We start from the raw sequence: 21174 nt of genomic DNA on the forward strand, positions 1-21174 counted from the left end.
TTTTCACCCCAACGAACTCGCCCCATTTGAGACCAGGAAAGTGGACTGAATAATTTTTTGAAAATCTCGTCATGAAATCAGCATAACAGTATATGCATCCGAACTCACACCCGAAATATGGATTGATCGTATAATCAATCCCAGATATTCGTGATTTTGAAAGGGCGTTTTTAATCTCTATGATTTTAACAGTCAAATTTTTCATTTTTAAAATTTCCTCATCACAATTCCAGATAATAACTTCGGATAAAAATAAGTTGATTTTTGAGGCATCGTTACCCCCGATAATGAAACATTTTTAACATCCGAAACCGAAGGGGGATTCAGAATGAAAGAAATTTTATCAGATTGTTTTGAAAGCTCAACCGCGGTTTTAAAATCGTGAGTGTAAATAATTTTAACTCGTTCAAGGTCAAATTGAAACAATCTGAAAATAAATTCGTGCAAAATTGTAACATCAAGTTTTTTCACCGCCTGCGGAAGCTCAGGAGCCAAGCTTTGCTCTATCACATTATAATCTTTTATTTTCAACACGATAGATTTACCATCTATTTGATGAACCCCGAAAACACCCCTCGTAAACTTCCTCATGAAGCTCTTTAACTCATCAAGCGTATCAATTTCTGCAATATCAAAAAACTTGCCGAAATCTTCTGAAAACAATTTCTTTTTTAAGTTTTCCTTATCAACTCCCGTTAAAACCCTATGCGTTGGAAGTATCATCAAACCTTCCGATTCCATATTTGTAAGATACATCAGGATGTAATTATGTTCATCTCTTTCAAGCGATAGAGATCTCATGTAATCCCTAAACATCAATCCCGTTTCATATCTATGATGCCCGTCAGCGATGAAAATTGGAATTGTTTTAAAGAAGTCAATAATACTGTGAATGAAATTTTCATCTGTGATTTCGTATAATTTATGCTTGATTTTGCTTCCTGCTGGAAATTCAAAATCAAACAATGGTTGTTTTGGTTTATGCACTTTAATAATGTTTTCCACCACAAAATTTGGATCTGAATAAATTCCGAATATATGATCAAACTGTGCGTTAGTTGCTTTTAAAAGGTTGAATCTGTCCTCCTTTGGTTTAGGTAGTGTTTTCTCGTGCGGGAAAACATTTCCTTTGCCCAGTTCTTCAAGCCTCATCAAACAAATAATCCCGCTTCGTGTATAACCTTTCTCCTCATATTCAAATTCCTGCTCATATACAAAAATTGCTTCCTTTTCCCTTTCAACAATGATACCATCGTTTAACCACTTTTCAAAATAACCCTTTGCACTCTCATATCTATTTTCATCTTTGTTCAGGATCAATCTTATCACATTATAAGGATGAAGCATGTATAAACTATCTCTTTCTTCATCCGAGATGACATCGTAAGGCGGAGCGACAAGTTTATGGATTGGTAAAGTTAAATTATAAATCAATCCTTTAAATGGTTTTATCTCTGGCATTTTAACTTGTGTTAATTTTTAATCAACTGTATAACCCAATCTTTTAAGCCACGCTTTGCTATCACGCCATTTCTTCCTTGCTTTTACATAAAGTTCAAGATAAACAGGTCTTCCAAGAAACCACTCAATCTCTTCCCGAGCCAGTGTCCCTATTTTTTTCAGCATTTGTCCATCTTTACCAATTATAATTCCTTTTTGTGATTCCTTTTCAACATAAATTTCAGCCATTATATAATCCCTCTCCCCTTCGTTCTGCGCTTCTCTAAACTCTACTATTGATACCGTGGTTGAGTAAGGTATTTCCTGTCTGCAAAGCTGAAAAATTTTTTCACGAATTATTTCAGCGACAAAAAATCTCTCTGGATGTTCCGTAATCATATCCGGTGGATAAAATGGCGGGTGATTGGGAAGATATTGAATCAAGACTTTTTTAAGTTCATCTATGTTTTGACCTTTCAATGCGGATATTGGAACGATCTCCTTAAACGGGAAAACCTTACTAAAGAAATCAATTATCGGAAGCACTTCAAGCTTATTGATAAGATCAACTTTGTTTATCACGAGAATTATGGGTTTTTCATCAACATACCTTTTTAAAATTTCAAATGGTAACGTTTTAGCGATTGCTTCATTTGTTTTAACTTTTTTGACATCAACCATGAATGAAATTATGTCTGCATCTCTTAAAGCTGATTCAGCGTATTCCATCATCACTTCCTGAAGTAAATATCTCGGTTTGATCAACCCCGGGGTATCAAGAAAAACAATTTGATAATTTTCACCAGTCATTATTCCAACTATTTTATGTCTCGTCGTTTGAGGTTTCGGTGTAACTATTGAAATTTTATGTTGAAGTAAAGTATTAAGAAGGGTTGATTTTCCCACATTCGGCTCACCAACAATTGCAACATAACCGGCTTTAAAGTCTGGCGCTATTTTGTTTTTTACTTCACCTTCAACGAATTTATCCGGCATAATTTGATATCGCTTGTTTTTTTAAATTTTTCCCATTATAACTTTTACATCACAAACGCTTCCTTTTTTAAACAAAGGCAAAATATGGTCGGAGTGTCTCCTCCCGTTAACCCATATTTCTTTAACGCCTTTATTAACCCCATCAGGATTTAAAAATTCAATTTCATATTTTACTCCACGGAATAACCTTGTAATTTTAAAGTTTTTCCAAACAGATGGAACACAGGGATCAACTAACAATCCAGCATAAGTTGGTCTCACTCCAATCATATACTCAACTACACTCTTAAAAAACCAATCAGATGAACCAGTAAGCCAGGAATGACTTGCTTCGCCGAAAGTTTGATGATCAGGGCTTGTCACATATTCGGAATAAACATATGGTTCCATTTTGTAAATGTCAGCATCAATGGCATTATTAAGTGGCAGTGTGGCGTGGTAGATTTTATAAGCTCTTTCGGCATCTCCAGCAATAAGTTCTGCAAGGAAAACCCAACTTGCTACATGATTGAAGATAGCTCCATTTTCCTTTTTACCCGGAACACATCGGGTTGCAAGTCCAATGCTTGGGTCTACTTTTGTAAATGGTGGATGTAGTATTTTAGGACCTTTTGGTGTATCTAAATACTTTTCAACCGAAGCAAGGCAAATTTTTGTTCTTTCTTCATCTGCAACTCCACTTATCACAGCCCATGATTGAGGGTTGGCGAAAATTTTCCCTTCTTTATTTCTTGAAGAACCAAAAGGCTTTCCATCATCCTTAAAACCTCTTATATACCACTTTCCATCCCAGCAAAATCTATTTATATTATTTGCAATTTTTAGATAAGCATCAAGATATTTTTTCAACAATTTCTTAAAGCCAAGATAATTGAAGAGTTCTACCATCTCTTTTAAAACATAAGCAAGAAACTCCGAACCCCACACAGTTTCACCCTTGCCCTTTAAGCCTACATAATCCAAAGTATCGTTCCAATCTCCGCGCCCAAATTTAAGTAATCCATGTTTACCAAGGTTGCTCAACGAAAAATCAACAGCCTTTATCAAATGCCGTAAAACAGTTCCACTTCCTCCATCATAAAACTCAGCTTTCTCATCAAGCAAACGAAAATCGGCGGTCTCCTTCAAATAGGTTATGATCCCAAATGGCAACCAAAGAGGTGTATCAGAGTGTCCCGTTTTCTCCCCGCTTTTTGAAATCCTAAAAAAGTTATGTAGCATGCTACCATCTTTAAACTGATAACCACAAACTTCAATTATCCTATCGCGGACTTTTTCAGGATTTGCAATCAGCTCGCCGAAGATATCTTGCATTTGGTCCCGAATTCCAGTTCCAAATAGTAAACCACCGTGATAATAGCCAGCATTTCTTGACATATCAAAAGTTACAGCTATCTGATACCGATTCCACACATTAATGAAAAGGTTCAGCTTTTCATCTGGAGTTTGCACTTGAAGAGTTTGAAGATAATTATCCCAGTATTTTTTTAATTCTTCAAATTTCTTGTGCACATATTCAATATCCCTCAACTTACCAATGGTTTCAACTGCTTTTAGATATGACTTAGAACCCTTTTTTAATCTTTCATTTGTATGTAATGAAGGTTTGTCAACAAGGAACATGAAAATTACAAATTCTTTTTCTTCCCCAGCTTCAAGTTCAATTTCGGATTGGATAGACGCGCAAGGATCACCAGCTGTTATCTCGCTATTGAAACATTGCCCAAGTTCTACCGCTTCAGGGTTAGCGTTGCTCCTCCACCTTCCAACGAATTTTTCTTTATCCCCATCAAACCCTTTAATTTCAAGCGAAGTTGAAAAAACGAGATAATATGGCCATGCGTGATTCGGCTGAGAGACGCTAACACCCCTATTAGTCACCCAATACCTTCGTGTTGCTATAACTGCATTTAAATCCTCATCAAAATACACATCGGGAAAATGTTTATCATTTGGTTGGTTTATCAAATCGTTAAGGGCGTTTCCCATAACAAGCTCAGCGTAAGAAAACACATCAATTTCTCTTCTCTCATTTGTTAAGTTCTTTAACTTGACGAGCCAAATTTCAGCATCAAGATCACGAGGGACAAAGTAAGTAATTTCACCTTTTATTCCCAAATTTTCTGTTGTTATTTTAGTGTAGCCGAGTCCATGTCTGCATTCATAAAAGTCATAATTTAAGTCAATTGTGGGTGCCCAGCTCAAGGAAAAATATCTTTGCAATTTTTTATCTCTAACATATACATATCTTCCGGGCTGATCCCATGGAAGACAGTTATATCTATATCTTGTGATACGATTATCACGAGGTGTTAAATAAAAGCTATAGCCTCCACCTGTGTGGCTTACAAGACCAGCCCAGCGCCCGTTCCAGATATAGTTCATCCACGGAGCCGGGGTTTTCGGGTTAATTATAACAAATTCTTTCCCATCTTCGGTGAAATATCCATATTTATTGACTTGAAAAATTTTCATGATCTTGCTTTTTATATGTTTGAAATAACTTCAACAGCTGATTGAATAACTGAAATTTTTATCCATCTTAAGGTTGTTCCAATTATTTCTCCATCAGCATGCATTGTGAGATTTGAATTTGAACGAATTTCAATTTCCATCGCTTTAAACATTGATACCTCTGGATAATGAGTATAATGAGTATGTTTTCCTTTTAAAACCGTTGGAAGAACCTGAAGAACTCTAAAAATTGACAAATCTTTAACAAGACATACATCAAATAACCCATCGTTAATTTTTGCATCTGGCGTGAGAAGAAATCCACCACCTGCTGAAACACCGTTTCCAATTGCAACTAAAAAAATTCTATCCTTTATCAACTTGCCATCAATATAAACCTCCATTTCTGGAGTTTCATATTTTCGTAATGTTTTAAAAAGAGCAAACAAATACAGGGGGATGCCACGAAGATGTTTTATTTTTCTGCTTTCGTTGGCAACCATTGCATCAAATCCAATCCCGACCCCATTTATGAAAAATCTTTCACCAAATTTGCCATACTCATCAATAAATTTAATCATTCCAACATCTGATGCTATTACCTTTCTTCGTTTCAATGACTCAAGCGCAAGTTTAATCTTAAACGGTTTTAAATTCAGCATCTTTGCGAAATCATTACCAGAACCGATCGGGATAACTCCCAATAATTTTTCCTGATTACTTTGCAAAATTCCATTCACGACTTCATTTATTGTCCCATCCCCGCCAGCTGCAACTACAAGCTCAGCTGATGTATCCCTTGCAATTTTAATAGCTTCACCAGGAGCTGTGGTTAGTTGAAATCGTTCAAGATAATTTAAATGTCTCGCATATTGAACTATCTTATGATAAAGTTTCGCTCCTTTCCATCTACCTGCATATGGATTCAAAACTATATGCGTTTTAAGTTCATTACCGAGAGTGAACCATTTTGATAAAACGAATTTGTATGACAACTATAGCTCCATTTTTATTGTTATTTTAAAAAACCATGTGGCAAGCCAATATCAGCCATTGTTAAAAGCCCGGGTTTTGAATTGAAAATTAAATAAGCACAGTTAATCAAACTTCCAACAGTTGCCATATCCCCGAAAACACCGTTTAAAATCTTCATATTTATTGGTGGCTCCCCATCAATGTAAACCGCATCATAATCTTTATGATCACCCACATACATTTTCAAATCAAGAACGATAACCTCTTTACCGTCTTTAAATCCAACTGCTGTATGATGTATTCCGGCAACTCTTCCCTTTTGAATTGTTAAGTATTCAGTTTTCAAACTTTTCTTTGTAACTATTGGATTTAAAGTTTCCTTTATCTCATCAAGCTGTATATTTAAAATATAAGCCAAAAATTGCAGTGATTCAACAAGACCGATATGCCCAAATTTACCAGTTGCCTTTTTAGTCTTAAACTCTCCAACTTTTAGACCTGCTCCAATTTTTAATTGCAATGGCAATCTTCTCTTTGATGCATTTACAACCCTTTCAACTTTTACCTTTTTAACATTGGTGCAAACTTGAGTTAAAACAGCAGGCAATACATCCATTACAAAACCAGGGTTAACCCCAGTCCCAAGAACTCTGACTTTAAATTTTTTCGCAAGCAAATCAATTTCCTGTGCAATTTCGCGATTTCTAAACCACGGGAAAAATAATTCCTCGGTTGATGAAACCACATTTAATTTTAACTTTATCAACTCAGTAAGTTGATCCTTTACTTCTTCCATAAAGGATGTAGTTGTATGAAAAACGAGATCAACTTTATGTTTTTTGAGAATTTTTTTAATATCATTCTCAACAATTATTCCCATGCTGTTAATTCCGATTAACTCTCCAACATCTTTGCCAACTTTGGAAGGATTGATATCAACAGCTCCAACAAGATTAATTTTGTCACTGTGTTTTTCAATTATTGTTTTCGCACAAAGTTGTCCTATTGGACCAAGCCCAAACTGAACTGCGTTGATTTTCTTTTTCATAACTTCCTCTGTTTTTGTTTTTAGATATTTCCACGTGCTTTTAATTTTTTGTAAATTATTTCATAAGGGACACGCCTGACATCTCCATCAAATCCAACTGCAAGTCCTGCTACTACACCCGCTGCCTCACCTGTTGCTGCAGATGTCGCTTGAATTCTCAAAGCCGAATGTCCTTCTCTTGTTGCAGATATACATTTGCCAGCAACAAGTAAATTCAGGGCTTTCTTAACTATTAGGGCTCTTAAAGGAATTTCATAATATTGTCCTTCTTTCAAATGTTCAAGCCGTGATTTTTCCTCCCTTTGCCCGTGAATGTCAATCCCATAACAAGCTCTTGCAACCGCATCTTCAAACTTTCGTGCCCGCAATATATCCTCACCAGTTACAATGTATTCACCTATTGCCCTTCTTGTTTCCCTAACACCAACTTGAATTGCCGATTCAATCAAATACGAATTCTCAAAACCTTGAATTTTTTGCTTCAAAAAATTGAATATCTCCCACATTTGAAAACGCCCTCTTATCTCTGCCTCAGTTAAATCAAATGAACTTGTTCCATCAAGCCCGAGTATATTTGTAGTATTAAAAGAAGCTTCACCTTCTTCTGGCAAAGTTGTGAAGAATATATATTCAATCTCCTCTGGTAGTAAACCCTTCTCTTTTCCCTCTTTTACAAGATCAAAATAACCAGCGATTGAAACTATTTGCCCGGGAACATATATAGATGTTGACCATGGGTAAAATTGTTCGGGGTTATCTCTCACAAATTCAATCGCTCTTATTACATCAATTCCTCCAACCCTGAAAAAAAGCGTCATCGCCTGCGTCAAACCTGTTTTTTCGTCACCTTTCATCCAACCAGCATTTGCAAGATAAACAATTTCCGCATCACCAGTTGTGTCAATGAAAACCTTTCCAGATATACGATAAAATTTTGAGTTACGATTTAAAAGCAAAGAAATAATTTTTCTTTTCCTATTGATATTTTCATATTCAACACCAAACAAAAGTACATGTCTTATAGTTTTAACTCCAGCATCATGTAAGAGCTCGTTAACAACTTTTCTGAAAGCCCATGCACTGAACCCGTTATCTATCGTCCCACCGATTTTCTCCATCCCTCTTACAATTTCTTCAAACACACCACCGACAAGAGGTTTAACTTTGTTATCAAACTCATCAAAAATCCAATACTTCATAAATGGTGAAACCATTCCAGCGGTGGACATTCCGCCGAAAAATCCATATCTATCAATTAACACCGTCTTCGCACCTTCTCTTGCAGAGGCAATTGCCGAGCAAACACCCGCTATACCAGCTCCAGCAACAACGACATCGGTTTCCCCAATTTCAATAATATTTTGTAGAATCCTTTTCATTCCCTCATTTTTTTAATTTCTTCAACAAACCTTTGAACAATCAACCTTGGTCTTGTAACTGCAGAGCCAATCACAACAGCATATGCACCAAGTTCAAACATTTTCCTAACTTGTTCAACAGTCCATATGCGTCCTTCAGCAATAATTGGGATATTAAGCAAAGCAGCAAGTTTATGAACAAGTTCAAAATCAGGTTCATACTTTTTAAATGAATATCTTGTGTAAGGAGTATACCCAGCCAATGTAGTAGCAACAAGATCAGCGCCAAGTTCAGCAGATTTAATTCCTTCTTCAAATGTTGAAATATCAGCCATCAAAATTTTATCTTTATAAGCTTCTCTTATCTCCCTGAAAAATTCAAATCTTTTGTCCCTTGAGGTTACATCAACAGCAACTATATCAGCACCTGCTTCAATTATTTTCTTAACAGAGTCAGAATCTGGAGTTATAAGAACACTCCCATCCGGATATTTACCCTTTATAAGACCAATTACTGGAATTTTAACCTTGCTTTTTACAGCTTTTATATTCTCCACGCCTTCAGTTCTTATTGCAACAGCTCCGCCAAATTCAGCTGCAACTGAAAATTCAACAATAAACTTAACATCTGAGAAAAGCCCAACTTCATCAGGTTGACACGAAACTATGATGCCATTTTTCAACCTTTTTAAAATTTCCTCTTTCAACTTATACCCTTGCTTTGATTCTGTTCAAACCCAAATTATTTTTATATGCAAATGCGATAAGATTCCCAATGTTTTCTGATGTTTTTATTGCGAATGGGAAAGAATAAAGTATAAATTTTAAATCATCATCTACATCAGCAATTCTTCCAACTGCAACAAGATTTTTTATATCTGTTAAAAAAGATGAAAATGGAATACGAATTACGAGTTTGTTAAATTTTCCATCAGGAGAGAGAACACACGGGAATAATTTTTCACCTAACACAGATATTTTGACAACAGCAACTTCATCATCAAAACTTTTATCACTAAAAACATCACTGGAACTCAAAGAGTAATGCCCGTTTATTCTATATCCCTCGGTAAAGTAAATTTGCGCGGGAAACATTGAAACCCTTGCTTTTTCAAAAGGTTTAAATTGCCTCAAATATTCAATAAAATCGTAAACCTTCAATTGTAAATTCTCTTCCATTGCGCTTATTGATAAAACATCATCTAAATCCACTTCACCATCACCTAATCCGAACACGACACAGTGATTCTCTATCGGTAATTCATAAATTGCATATTTAATCCCTTCCTTCTCAACAACACAAGCGTGATATGTTTTGTTTATAGATTCATCTACCACAATAGATTTACATATAATTCTACCATCGTTTTTATTGAAGTCACATCCACCCAGAACGAAGTTATATTTCGGGATTGATTTAACTTTTCTAACTAATTTTTCATCTATCGCTTTGAAAACCTCGCAATTTCCAGTCGCATCCACAAAATACCTTCCCCTAACCTCAATTAAACCTTCTTTTCCAAGGACAAGGATTGATGTAAGAGAGTCACCTTTCAACCTCGGCTTTACAAATGAGGCGTGGAGAAGGAGATCAACTTTAAAGTCAAGCAAAATTTCAAACATTGTAAATTTAAATCTTTCAAAATCAAATGGAATCACGGTTTCTGATATTCTCAATGGATCTGGATACGGGTGTTGAGGTATCGCTTTATTTTTTAAGAGATATTTTATCAAGGTTGAAAAAATTGGGTATTTTATCGTCTCCGTTTCTTCATCTGTGAAAAGTTCTGAAAAATTTTTTTGAACATTGAAAACTCTCAAAGGAAATGCAAACGAAGTTGTAATAAGCCCACCTGGAAACCCATATTTTTCAATCAAAAGAGTCTTTAGCCCATTACTAGCGCAGGTAATTGCTGTTACAATCCCACTTAAACCGCCACCAACGATGACGACATCTGATTGAATTGTTTGAAACTTTTTGTGTGTCTTTAAAACTGTTTTCTTTTGTTTCACCATTTTTCAGATAACATTTTTAGAAAATTTTTTATCTCACTATCCCAGAAATACCAGTTATGTCCCCCCGGCAACTCATGATATTCATAACTTATTCCTTTGCGTTGAAACTTTTCAACAAGTTTTCTATTTGATTCAAGAAGCCCCTCAATTTGATCATCCTTCCCACAGGATATATAAAAGTATGGCAAGTTAAAGGACTTAAGACTATCCACAAGAACATACACATCATTCTTATTCCAATGTTCATCTTTCTTTAAGCCAAATGCATCTTTCAAGCTCTGAGCTAAATGTCCTCCATCTTTTTCAATTAATCTCATCCAATCAAAAGCGCCACTGAATGATCCAACGAAATGAAACAAATCTGGATATTTTAATGCAATTTTCACAGCTCCATAACCACCCATTGATAAACCCGCAATCGCTCTACCGTGCCTCGTTGAAAGCACACGATACTTTCGCTCAACATATGGTATCAGCTCTTTAACAATGTAATCCTCATAATTTCTGTTTCTCACAACCGGCGAATTTGAATACCAGCTATTGTCCGCCTCTGGCGTCACAACTATAAATGAATAATTCTTAAGATACTTGACAAGAGAAGTTTTGTATATCCAATCATTATGACTTCCCGAATAACCGTGAAGCAGAAAAATCACCTTATATCTTTCTTCGTTTGAGTTATAATTTTCAGGTAGCACCACATTGAATTTTTTATATCCCCCAACCGATTCCGAATAGAGACTATCAAGAATGACAGAAACTTTCCCTTGTGATAACAATATCTGAATTGGCAAAAAAGTCAATAGAAAAATAACCTGTGTCAATCTCATACAATTGATATTAACCTTCATTTTCTTTCCTCAGCTATGATTATAATTTTATTGTCAAGTTGGTCTGAACTTCTCAATTCAGCTCGTGCAACCGATAGCATTTGCTCTTTAAACATAACTCCTGTCAGATCAATTATCTTAGGTCCGTAGATTAAAAACACATCTGGTGCTATTGCTCCAGCGTCGCCATAAATCGTGAAATTATCAATCACCTCTGATAAAACCTTCTCAATTTTGTCAATATCAACCTCAAATACTTCCGCATTTGAAAGTTGAAGTTTTATAGCACCTTCTATATCAAAAACTTTAACTGGTTTGATTTTTTCTTTAAGAATGAAAAGTTTTTTTCTTTCAAGCTCAACGGCAAAAACTTTATAAAAATTATTTTCAGCGATCTTCCTAACATTTATACTTTCATTTCTCTTGAATTTCTTGGATAAACTTTGAAACATTTTCTTAGCTATTTCAAATAACTCGTCATCACTTAATTGCTTTTTTAATAGATCACCTGTTTTAAAATCAGGGGTTCCAGTTGCAACAGCTGTAACTCGTTTTGTCTGTCTATCAATTTCAATTGATACTTGAATTGTTTCGGGTTTTGCACCCATTTTAACTGCGGATGAAACCACCTCATTTCTTAATTTCACAATATCATCTTCAGTTGGATTTGGTATAACCCTTTCAACGCTTTCCCTTATCATTCCAAGAGCTACTCCGATAGCAGATATAACTTCAGCATTTTCGGCAATTTTATATTCAAAATTCAATTTCCTTGCAAGGTAAGGAACTATAACTTCAGCGCCCCCTCCACCGCCTACAAGAGTTATAAGATCAGGATCAAGTTTATACTCTTTCATCAAACCTAAAACTATATCTTCAACTTTTGAAACAGCTATATCAAGTATTTCCCTTGCAATTTGCTCAGGTGATTTTCGCATTAAAGTGGAAAGCTTTGTAAAAACTTTTTCAACGGATTTATAATTTCCCTTGCTGTATCCATTGGGGCTTATCAAATTTAAAAAATTGGCAGCATCCGTTGTTGTGATTGTAAACTCTGGCTTGTTTGAATTTTTTCTCTTAATAGCAATGTAATCTGATGGATCGTTTGGCTTCGGTTGTATTAAAACAAATTCAATTTCGTCAAAATTTTCTGGTTCAGAGAACGAAACATATTTTAACCCTGCGATGTGCGCACTTCTTGGTCCAACATCAATTATATTTTTAAAACCATTTGATACCCGCAAGATTGAACCTCCAGCAATTCCAACAGTTCTGACATCAAGCGTTTTAAGATATAACCTATTCCCTCCAACTTCGGCACTTTTAACAATTGGCTTCCCATTTTTTATAACCGATATATCAGTGCTCGTTCCACCAACTTCAATAAAAACACCATCCGATATTTTAACATACATAAGAGCAGAGGCAACACCAGCAGCTGGTCCAGAAAGTATAGTCATTATCGGTCTTTTTTTCATTTCATCAATGCTCATAATCCCTCCATCGCTTCTCATTATCATCAAAGGCGCTTTCACCCCAGCACTTTTTACGCTGTTTAATGTCATTTCAGCAGTTTCAATCATTTTGGGAAGCATACTTGCGTTCACAACAGCCGTTCTCGTCCTGATCTTTAATCCATAAAGCTGGGAAATAAGGGAAGCAGGAGTCGCAATACAACCCATATTTTTTATTACTTCAACAACCTTTTCCTCTCTATTTGGCTCATCAACTCCAAAAGCTTCGCTTACAACGAAAACTTCAGCACCTTCAGAAGCCAGTTTCTCCACAGCCTTTTTTATTTCGTCCTCTACATTTCCATCGTCAAAAATTTTGGAATTAACGAAAACATGAGAAGTCTCAATGAATTTTCCCCCACCGAGCGAAATTCTTCCAATTTCTGTTTCACCTTTTGCTCTTATAGCATCAATTCCCGTCCCCATTCCGATAATACCGACCTTTGCGATATCCCCCTCAAGAAGCGCATTTGTTGCCTGCGTTGTACTATGTGCGATCAGAACAACATCATCAGAATTTACCGCTCCACTTTTTAAAATTTTATCAATGGCTTGGATAACCCCGAGTGCCACACCCTCACTTGCAAAATGGGTTGTTTGAACGCAGCTTTTTGCCACTATTTCAAGTGTATCCACATCAATTGCCACCGCATGTGTAAATGTCCCGCCGACATCAATTCCTATTTTTACTTTTCGTCCCATAATTTCAAAGTACGATTTTGATAGCTTCTGTTAATAAATTTAGTAAAACAAATGAACAAATAGAAGTCAAAATCGCAAAAACAAGCCCCTTCCAAAAACTTTCTGTTATGTGCTTTAACCCGGATATCAAGAGAAAGAACGAATACACTTTTAAAAGCCAGTTTGTGACAGAGAAAATGTAAAATGCCAATGGCTTGAGCTCATTAGCTTTAGGCGTTTCGGTGAAATAATAAATTCCAAAAACGGCGAGAATTGATGGCAGGAGAAAAAATGTAGACAAAGCTATTGGAAACATTGAATAAGCCACAATAGCAAAGTATGCTCTCAACCCTACGCTCTTGAACCTGTAAAGAAAAATTTTAAGTATAATTGCCATGGTTAAAACAAATAAAATGCCAAGTGGAACTCCAAAATACAATGCGTTTAAAAATAGAAAAACTAAATTCTCATACTTTTCCCCTGCCCTCGCATATCTAAAAATTTCAAATGTAATCGCTATCCCCGAAAGAGAAGAAAGAAAAATTGAAAAATTTTTCCTCTTTGATATAATTATCTTGTGAAATCCTTCATCTGGATTGAAAATGAGCAAACTTAAAATGTCAAATAAATTCAACACATACACGGGATTTTGAAGATACGCGCCACATGATTTGCATTTAACATCAAACTTTGAATTTTTAAATCCACATATTGAGCAATACATGATTTTTATTGGGAAATTTTTTACAAAAACAAAATAGCGGAAACTATCAATCCAGATGTTGCAAGAACCCAAACATATGGGAATGTTTTCTTTAGGATTTGATTAACATCTATTCTTAGTTCATTAGCTATCCAGATATTATGTGTATTCGTCGGGTCGCAAACTCCCTGAATTTGACCAACTGAAAGCAACATCCCCATAACAGATGCAGGGGGAAGCGTCCCAACGGGGTGTGAAATGAGCGTTGCAATTCCATAACCAAGCCCCCATACATTTAAAGGACCACGATAAAGCGCAAGTGGGCTTAACAGCGAAAAAATTAACACAAATAGAATAGGTGAATTAGGAACAATAGCCCTGAATAAAGGTTTTAGCTGAGAATATACTTTCCATTCGCCATTTTCCCAGTTTGATGGACCAAGGATTGCATTCAAGAGCATACCAATTCCGAACATAAGAACGACCGCTGGAATCACACTGCTCCCACCTTCAATGATTGATTGCATTAATAGATTCAAACTTCCCTTTCTAAATGTTGTTATAAATCCATAAAATAATCCAGCTACAAAAGCGAAGATGAAATACTGACTTCCAAAGATAAAAATTATAATTAACGGTATGATCGGCGTTAAAAAAGCATACCACTTTAATTTACCCGCCCTTGATGGAGATAACAATTTGAATAAAAACTCAACGAAAATGTAAATTAAGAAAAGAATAAAGACAATTTTCGCAACTGAACTAACAAAGCTCTTCACCGCATCTGGAATTAACTGGTCAGATCTAAGTAAAATTGAAAACGAAACAAACATCAAGCCAAGCGCTATAATAGTAAGTAAAAATTTAAAATTTAAAACATATCTAAAACTCTTTATCAGCCCCTCACGCTTCAACTCCACAACAATGAAAACAACCGATGTAACCAAAGATAGAAAGAAAAGATAAAACGCAAACATCCGAACTGTTTCAAATTTAATCTTTAAAACGTTGATGTATAGCGCCCAATTTTGAGCGTTTAAAATCCCACCCATGCTCAATCCAAACAGGAAAACACCAGCTATTACTGTTGGACTTATTCCAACCGAGCTCATTATTGGAAGAATAATTGTGCCAACCATGATGATTGCCCCAAGACCACCAAGTGTTGTAAACAAAACAGCTGTCAAGATCAAGATAATTAGACTTACATAAAAAGGTTCATCTCCCGCAAGCTCTGCACCTTTTCTTATAAAGTTTTCGGCAATTCCGGATTTTTGCATAAAAATGCTGAGCATACCTCCAAAAATTACCACAGTATATGCTTGATGCAATCTAAAAGCTCCATCGCCGATTACATATACAAAAATGTCATCCAAAGGAATCCCACCAATCAAAGCGATAAAAAATGCCATTAATGGAAGGGCAATAAGTGCTGGTATAACACGAAAAAACATAAGCAAAGCCATTACAATAAATATGGCAATTATTCCAATGATTGAAAGCATTTTAGAAGCGTTTATTTTTTAAATACGCTTTAAGTTCGTCCTCACTTAAAACCTTAAATTTTTCTCCCGTTTCAACCTTGGAACCTTTTAGAAATTCCTCAGCATTTAGTTTTTTCCTTCCCTCAACTTGAATTTCAATTACCTGAACAGGATTTAAATCCGAACATATAACATACAACTTATCTCTTTTCTTCGTTGTAAAAATTTGCCCTGGTTCGGCTTCTATAGTTTCAAATTCAAATGACTCTGGTATTTTAGTTCTGTAAATTTTCACAAGTTTTTCGTTTAGAAATGTAAAAGCACCGGGATTTGGTGAAAGACCGCGAACAAAGTTATGAACCTGCAAGGCGCTTTTTTTAAACCAGTTTATCTGACACATCTCTTTTGTAATTTTTGGAGCGGGTGTAGCAAGCGAGTTATCCTGTGGGAATGTTTGAACCGAACCCTTTTCTATTAATTTTACTGTCTCAAGCAATACCTCTGCTCCAAGTTTTGCAAGTTTATCATAAAGATCCCCCGCTGTTTCATCCGGATCTATTGGAATTTTCTTTTGTAAAATTACATCTCCAGTGTCAACTTTTTCATTTATGAAAAAAGTTGTAACCCCAGTTTCTGTCTCACCGTTAATTATCGCCCAATTTATCGGTGCAGCACCCCGATATCGTGGCAGAAGCGAGGCGTGGACATTTACAGTGCCAAGCGGTGGAATTGTGAAAACTTCTCGTGGCAATATACGGAAAGCTACAACTACAATTAAATCGGGAGATACATTTTTTATCTCTTCAATGAACCTTTCATCTTTCAAATTCTCTGGCTGAATAACTCTAAGCCCATTTTCTATCGCAAATATCTTTACAGGTGGGGGAGTTAGCTTATAACCTCTACCTTTGGGCTCATCAGGTGCTGTTACAACTAACGGGATTTTGTAATTATTCTTCAATAGTATTTCAAGTGATGGTATCGCAAACTCTGGAGTTCCCATGAAAACAATTTTCATTAAACCGATACATAAATTTTAAATTAAAGTGCCTTTTTCAGATTGAGCTTCTGGAACAACGATTTTCTTTGTTCCGGGCACAATAACCGGATAATGAGCTTTGATTTCACCTCTTTTAATCTTCGTTAATTTTGGCTTGAGAGCTTTTAAACGAACAGGGGATAAATAATCAATGAAAAATTTACCATATAAATGATCAACCTCATGCTGAACAACTCTTGCAAGCAATCCCTCGCACTCAATTTCATTTACCTTAAAATCAATATCATGATATCTCAAAACAACCTTTGCAGGTCTTATTATCTCCGCTCTTATTCCCGGGATACTCAAACAACCTTCTTCCATAACATCTTCTCCACTTGAATAAACTATTTCTGGATTTATTATCACCATCCTCTTAAAATCTTTATATTCTTCATAAACCGAAACATCAATCACAGCAAAAGAATAAGGAATCCCAACTTGAGTTGCTGCAAGTCCAATACCATCTGCCACTTCCATTGTTTCAAACATATCCTTTAATGTTTCAATAAATCTATCGTCAATCTGCTTAACTTTTTGAGCTGGCTTTTTAAAAATCGGATCACCGTAAAGATATATCGGTAAAATCATCACTGCCTCCATTGATTTTTTTAACTTTCATGAGTGGCTCGTTTAACAGGAATTCTTTCAAGAGCAGTTTTAATCCTTCTTATTGTTGTTTCTTTTCCAAGTGTTTCCATCACATCAAAAAGCCCAGGACTTACCCTCATACCTGTAATTGCTAATCTTATCGGGTGTATTAACTCGGAAGCTTTTATACCCTTTTCATTTGCAAAACTTCGTAATTCCCTCTCTAAAATGGATGCAGTAAAATCATCAATCTTCGTTAATCTCTCGGTAAATTCAATTAAAAGCTCATCGGTATTAAACTTCCAGTATTTTTCAATTCCTTCACTGTCGTAATTACTTGGGTCTTCAAAGAAATATCTTCCAAAAGTAATGAAATCTTCAATAGTTTTGACTCTGTCTTTCATCAAAGATATAACTTTTAAAAGATATGTTTCATCATCAAATTTGTAACCATATCTTTCCACAAACGGTTTTACGAATTTCAAAAGTTCTATATTTTCTTTCTTTCGTATATATTCACTATTCATCCACTCAAGTTTCGCCTGATCAAAAATAGCGCTTTTCCTTTGAATTTTCGTTATGTCAAAAGCCTCTATTAACTCATTAAGGCTCATTATCTCTCTGTTATCTCCCGGTGACCAACCGAGCAAACAAAGATAATTGAACATTGCATCTGGAAGGAAACCCTTATCTCTATATTCTATAACAGCGGTCGCGCCATGTCTTTTGCTCAACCTTTTTTTATCAGGTCCGAGTATCAACGGAACATGAGCAAAAACAGGTATATCCCATCCAAGCGCCTGATAGATTAAAATTTGCTTTGGAGTATTTGAGATATGATCGTCACCTCGGATTACGTGCGTGATTTCCATATTATGATCATCAACAACAACAGCCATATTATAGACTGGCGTGTTATCAGATCTTAAAATTATAAAATCATCAATTTCTGAATTTTTAAACCTTATTTCACCATGAACAACATCCCAAAAAACAGTTTCACCTTCGGGCACCTTGAACCTTATCGTTCTACTTCGCCCTTCCCTTTCATATTTTAACTTCTCTTGTTCACTCAAATAGAGGCATTTTCTGTCATATTTATACGGTACCCTATTTTCTTCCGCTTCCTTTCTTTTCGCTTCAAGTTCTTCTTCAGTGCAGTAACAAAAATAAGCATAACCTCTTTTCACAAGTTCATAACACGCAGATATATGCTCATTTATGTGATGTGATTGAAAATAAATTTCATCATCCCAATCTATCCCAAGCCATTTCAATCCGTCAATGATAGATTGCACCATCTCCTCACTTGAGCGTTCTTTATCCGTGTCTTCTATTCTTAAGTAAAAATAACCTTTATTTTTTCGGGAATAAAGCCAATTAAAAATTGCAGTTCTTGCTCCTCCTATGTGTAGGTGTCCTGTTGGACTTGGGGCAAATCTTGTTTTTGTTTTCAATTTGCAATAACGAGTTAATTTTTATTTTTTAAATCAAGGCTTAGGATATGAGGAAAGTTTTCGCGTTAGCTCATTAACATCCTCGTCAGTCAAAACCACATCTTCAAGAACGCCTAAAATATAATCATTATAAGCACTCATATCAAAAAATCCATGACCAGATAAATTGAAAAGTATAACTTCTTCTTTTTTCTCTTTCCTTGCCCTTATAGCCTCGTCTATAACTGCTCTTATCGCATGTGCTGATTCTGGCGCTGGAACTATTCCCTCAGTCTGGAAAAACTTCATAGCCGCATCAAAGATTTCATTTTGAGTATAAGCCCTCGCTTCAACAAATCCATCAGCATATAACTTACTTATAATCGGGCTCATTCCATGATACCTTAAACCACCAGCATGAATCCTTGGTGGGATGAAATCATGACCAAGCGTATACATTGGAAGAAGGGGTGTTAATTTACTCGTATCTCCATAATCATAACTGTAAATTCCTTTAGTTAGAGTTGGACATGCCGCTGGCTCAACCGCTATTAAACGAAGTGATTTTCTTTTTTCATAAAATTTATCAAGCAAAAATGGAAAAGCAAGCCCTGCAAAATTTGAACCCCCACCGACACAACCTATAACTATGGTTGGATATTCTTCAACCTTGTCAAGTTGTTTTTTTGCCTCAAGACCGATGATCGTTTGATGGAGAAGGACATGGTTTAAAACACTTCCAAGCGAATACTTCGTTTTATCATCGGAGATAGCAACTTCAATTGCCTCACTTATAGCTATTCCCAAACTTCCAGGGGAATCTGGGGTTGATTCAAGGATTTTCCTCCCAACTTGTGTTTCCTTACTTGGGCTTGGAACGACATCCGCCCCCCACATCTGCATGAGAACCTTTCTATACGGTTTCTGTTCATAGCTTGCGCGAACCATGAAAACTTTACATTTTAAACCAAAGTAGCTACATGCGAAAGCTAATGCGCTTCCCCACTGCCCTGCTCCTGTTTCAGTTGTCAATTGCTCAACACCTTCAATCTTGTTATAATATGCCTGCGCAACCGCTGTGTTCGGCTTATGGCTACCAGATGGGCTTACGCCCTCATATTTATAATAAATTCTTGCCGGTGTCTCAAGCGCTTCCTCAAGAAACCTTGCTCTCACAACAGGTGTTGGCCTCCACAACAGGTAAACTTTCAAAACCTCCTCAGGTATATCTATCCACTGTTTTTCGCTTAGCTCCTGTTCAATCAAACCCTTGGCAAAGATAACTGCAAGCTCATCAATTGAGATAGGTTCAGCTGTTTTGGGATTAAGTGGTGGCTTTGGCTTTTCAGGCATATCGTGAAGTATATTATACCACCGCTTTGGAATATCGCGCTCACTCAAATAAATACGATTACTTTGCAAGCCTACTCGCTTTTTTCTCATTTCACATTGAATTTTATTTATATTTTAATGATTCAGCCATCGCTGTCAACCATAAAGTGGCAAGCCTAACAGAAGCCAAGGTCATCCTGCCGTGGACAACTTCACCCAATTTTTTTGACATAATTGAATAATACTCATCTGAATAAATATATCTCGTCCTACCGTTTCTCTTCTCAACCCTATAAAGCTTCTCAGGTGGAATTTGACTTTTCGCATAATTATCAGCACTTAAAATCTCCTCAAGAAATCTATAACTTTCAAGAACAATGTCAAATGCAAATTTGACTCTGTCTTTTATGATTGAACTTTCCTTCAAATTTTCTTTAATTTTCTTTATATCAAATTTTAACTCATCGTTTTGCATCATATATCGGACAAGTTCGGTTTCAAATCTTGAATGAATCCCAGGCTGACCTGTTAGCTGACCATCGTAATTTTCAGTTACATGAAGGGGCTGATGTGCATCTTCCACATAATGAGCAAGCCATGAAAGATACTTTAACATTTTATCCCTCTCCCATTTGTAAATTGAATAAGCCAAACTGTCCGTAAAATCACTTATCCTCCACGGAAGCAAACCGTTTTTCTGCACCGTCTCAAAACCAAACTTCTCTATTGCCTTCTGCTTATCTCTTGGCAGTTCATCAAATGGATATTTACCATACCTGTCAATGTCAATGAAATGATTAAATTGTTCCTCCTTATCCTCATTTCTTATCATATCTGGCTCAATACATCTTTCAATTATTATACTTCTGTTTTCAGAAAGAAATTTCTTTAGCGAGTTTAACTTTGATTGGTCAATTCCATTAAATTCATCAATACTTAAAATCAAATCAATGGCGAGTTCAGTTATCTTCTTATGAGCATCAAATCCCCAAGATTGCGCATTTTGAAATTTGAGGACAAAGAAAATTAAAATGACGGAGATAAAATAAACAATAAAGTGAAGGTTTTTATATTTTCGCATTTTGTAATTTTTTTAGTTTGCAATAACGGATAAATGTTAAAAAGGTTGCCCAAGATGGGCAACCCCAATCATTAATTATCTAATTTTCTTTTTGTGCCTCATCTTTCTTCTTCTCTTTTTCCACTTATGTTTGTTCATTTTCTTTTTTCTTTTCTTCCTGAGATTTGGCATAATTATTTCACCTCCAAATTAAGTT

17 protein-coding genes and 1 pseudogene are annotated in these 21174 nt (G+C 35.8%); all 18 read right to left on the reverse strand.

The genetic code is table 11. From position 1 onward, the window contains the following. A pseudogene (locus tag AT685_RS08425) lies at positions 1-205 on the reverse strand (SPL family radical SAM protein); the annotation flags it as partial. A 2-nt stretch (positions 206-207) separates the two neighbouring features. Further along, positions 208-1461, reverse strand: coding sequence for a DUF1015 domain-containing protein (locus tag AT685_RS05620; protein ID WP_072151884.1), 1254 nt, complete (start codon positions 1459-1461; stop codon positions 208-210). An 18-nt stretch (positions 1462-1479) separates the two neighbouring features. Next, positions 1480-2436 (reverse strand): GTPase Era, encoded by a 957-nt coding sequence (era, locus tag AT685_RS05625; RefSeq protein WP_072151885.1) that lies wholly within the window; start codon positions 2434-2436, stop codon positions 1480-1482. A 21-nt stretch (positions 2437-2457) separates the two neighbouring features. Beyond that, positions 2458-4911, reverse strand: a complete 2454-nt coding sequence (locus AT685_RS05630; protein ID WP_072151886.1) for a glycoside hydrolase family 94 protein — start codon at positions 4909-4911, stop codon at positions 2458-2460. A gap of 11 nt (positions 4912-4922) precedes the next feature. After that, complete coding sequence (locus tag AT685_RS05635; RefSeq protein ID WP_072151887.1) at positions 4923-5885, reverse strand: diacylglycerol/lipid kinase family protein; 963 nt, start codon at positions 5883-5885, stop codon at positions 4923-4925. Positions 5886-5905: 20 nt separating this feature from the next. Beyond that, the gene (locus AT685_RS05640; RefSeq protein ID WP_072151888.1) at positions 5906-6913 is read right to left on the reverse strand and encodes an NAD(P)H-dependent amine dehydrogenase family protein; all 1008 of its coding nucleotides are present in this window, start codon (positions 6911-6913) and stop codon (positions 5906-5908) included. Between the two features lie 20 nt (positions 6914-6933). Then, positions 6934-8292 carry an FAD-dependent oxidoreductase gene (locus AT685_RS05645; protein ID WP_072150982.1) on the reverse strand — a complete coding sequence of 453 codons (1359 nt, stop codon included), beginning with the start codon at positions 8290-8292 and terminating at the stop codon, positions 6934-6936. Beyond that, entirely contained in the window at positions 8289-8978 is a 690-nt protein-coding gene (locus AT685_RS05650; protein ID WP_072151889.1) for an N-acetylmannosamine-6-phosphate 2-epimerase, read from the reverse strand. Before AT685_RS05650 ends, AT685_RS05645 begins: the two co-directional genes overlap by 4 nt. Before the next feature lies 1 nt (position 8979). After that, positions 8980-10287, reverse strand: coding sequence for an FAD-dependent oxidoreductase (locus tag AT685_RS05655; protein ID WP_072151890.1), 1308 nt, complete (start codon positions 10285-10287; stop codon positions 8980-8982). Then, complete coding sequence (locus AT685_RS05660; RefSeq protein ID WP_072151891.1) at positions 10281-11138, reverse strand: alpha/beta hydrolase; 858 nt, start codon at positions 11136-11138, stop codon at positions 10281-10283. Before AT685_RS05660 ends, AT685_RS05655 begins: the two co-directional genes overlap by 7 nt. Next, complete coding sequence (locus AT685_RS05665) at positions 11135-13333, reverse strand: hydantoinase/oxoprolinase family protein (protein ID WP_072151892.1); 2199 nt, start codon at positions 13331-13333, stop codon at positions 11135-11137. The genes AT685_RS05660 and AT685_RS05665 overlap by 4 nt, the downstream gene beginning before the upstream one ends. 4 nt (positions 13334-13337) lie before the next feature. Further along, complete coding sequence (locus AT685_RS05670; RefSeq protein WP_072151893.1) at positions 13338-14036, reverse strand: hypothetical protein; 699 nt, start codon at positions 14034-14036, stop codon at positions 13338-13340. A gap of 20 nt (positions 14037-14056) precedes the next feature. After that, a complete protein-coding gene (locus AT685_RS05675; RefSeq protein ID WP_072151894.1) occupies positions 14057-15520 on the reverse strand; it encodes a hypothetical protein in 1464 nt (487 codons plus the stop codon). Between the two features lies 1 nt (position 15521). Beyond that, positions 15522-16517: a methionyl-tRNA formyltransferase gene (gene fmt / locus AT685_RS05680; protein ID WP_072151895.1), complete on the reverse strand. Its 996-nt coding sequence runs from the start codon at positions 16515-16517 to the stop codon at positions 15522-15524. Positions 16518-16535: 18 nt separating this feature from the next. Further along, entirely contained in the window at positions 16536-17141 is a 606-nt protein-coding gene (gene def / locus AT685_RS05685; RefSeq protein WP_081040610.1) for a peptide deformylase, read from the reverse strand. An 8-nt stretch (positions 17142-17149) separates the two neighbouring features. Beyond that, entirely contained in the window at positions 17150-18586 is a 1437-nt protein-coding gene (gene gltX / locus AT685_RS05690; protein WP_072150372.1) for a glutamate--tRNA ligase, read from the reverse strand. A 33-nt stretch (positions 18587-18619) separates the two neighbouring features. Further along, on the reverse strand, positions 18620-20008 hold the full coding sequence (locus AT685_RS05695) for a TrpB-like pyridoxal phosphate-dependent enzyme (protein WP_072151896.1): 1389 nt from the start codon (positions 20006-20008) through the stop codon (positions 18620-18622). Positions 20009-20021: 13 nt separating this feature from the next. Beyond that, positions 20022-20978 (reverse strand): S1/P1 nuclease, encoded by a 957-nt coding sequence (locus tag AT685_RS05700; protein ID WP_072151897.1) that lies wholly within the window; start codon positions 20976-20978, stop codon positions 20022-20024. Between the last annotated feature and the right edge of the window lie 196 nt (positions 20979-21174).

Origin of the sequence: Candidatus Kryptobacter tengchongensis (assembly GCF_001458555.1) — a bacterium.
Lineage (GTDB): Bacteria > Bacteroidota > Ignavibacteria > Kryptoniales > Kryptoniaceae > Kryptonium > Kryptonium tengchongense.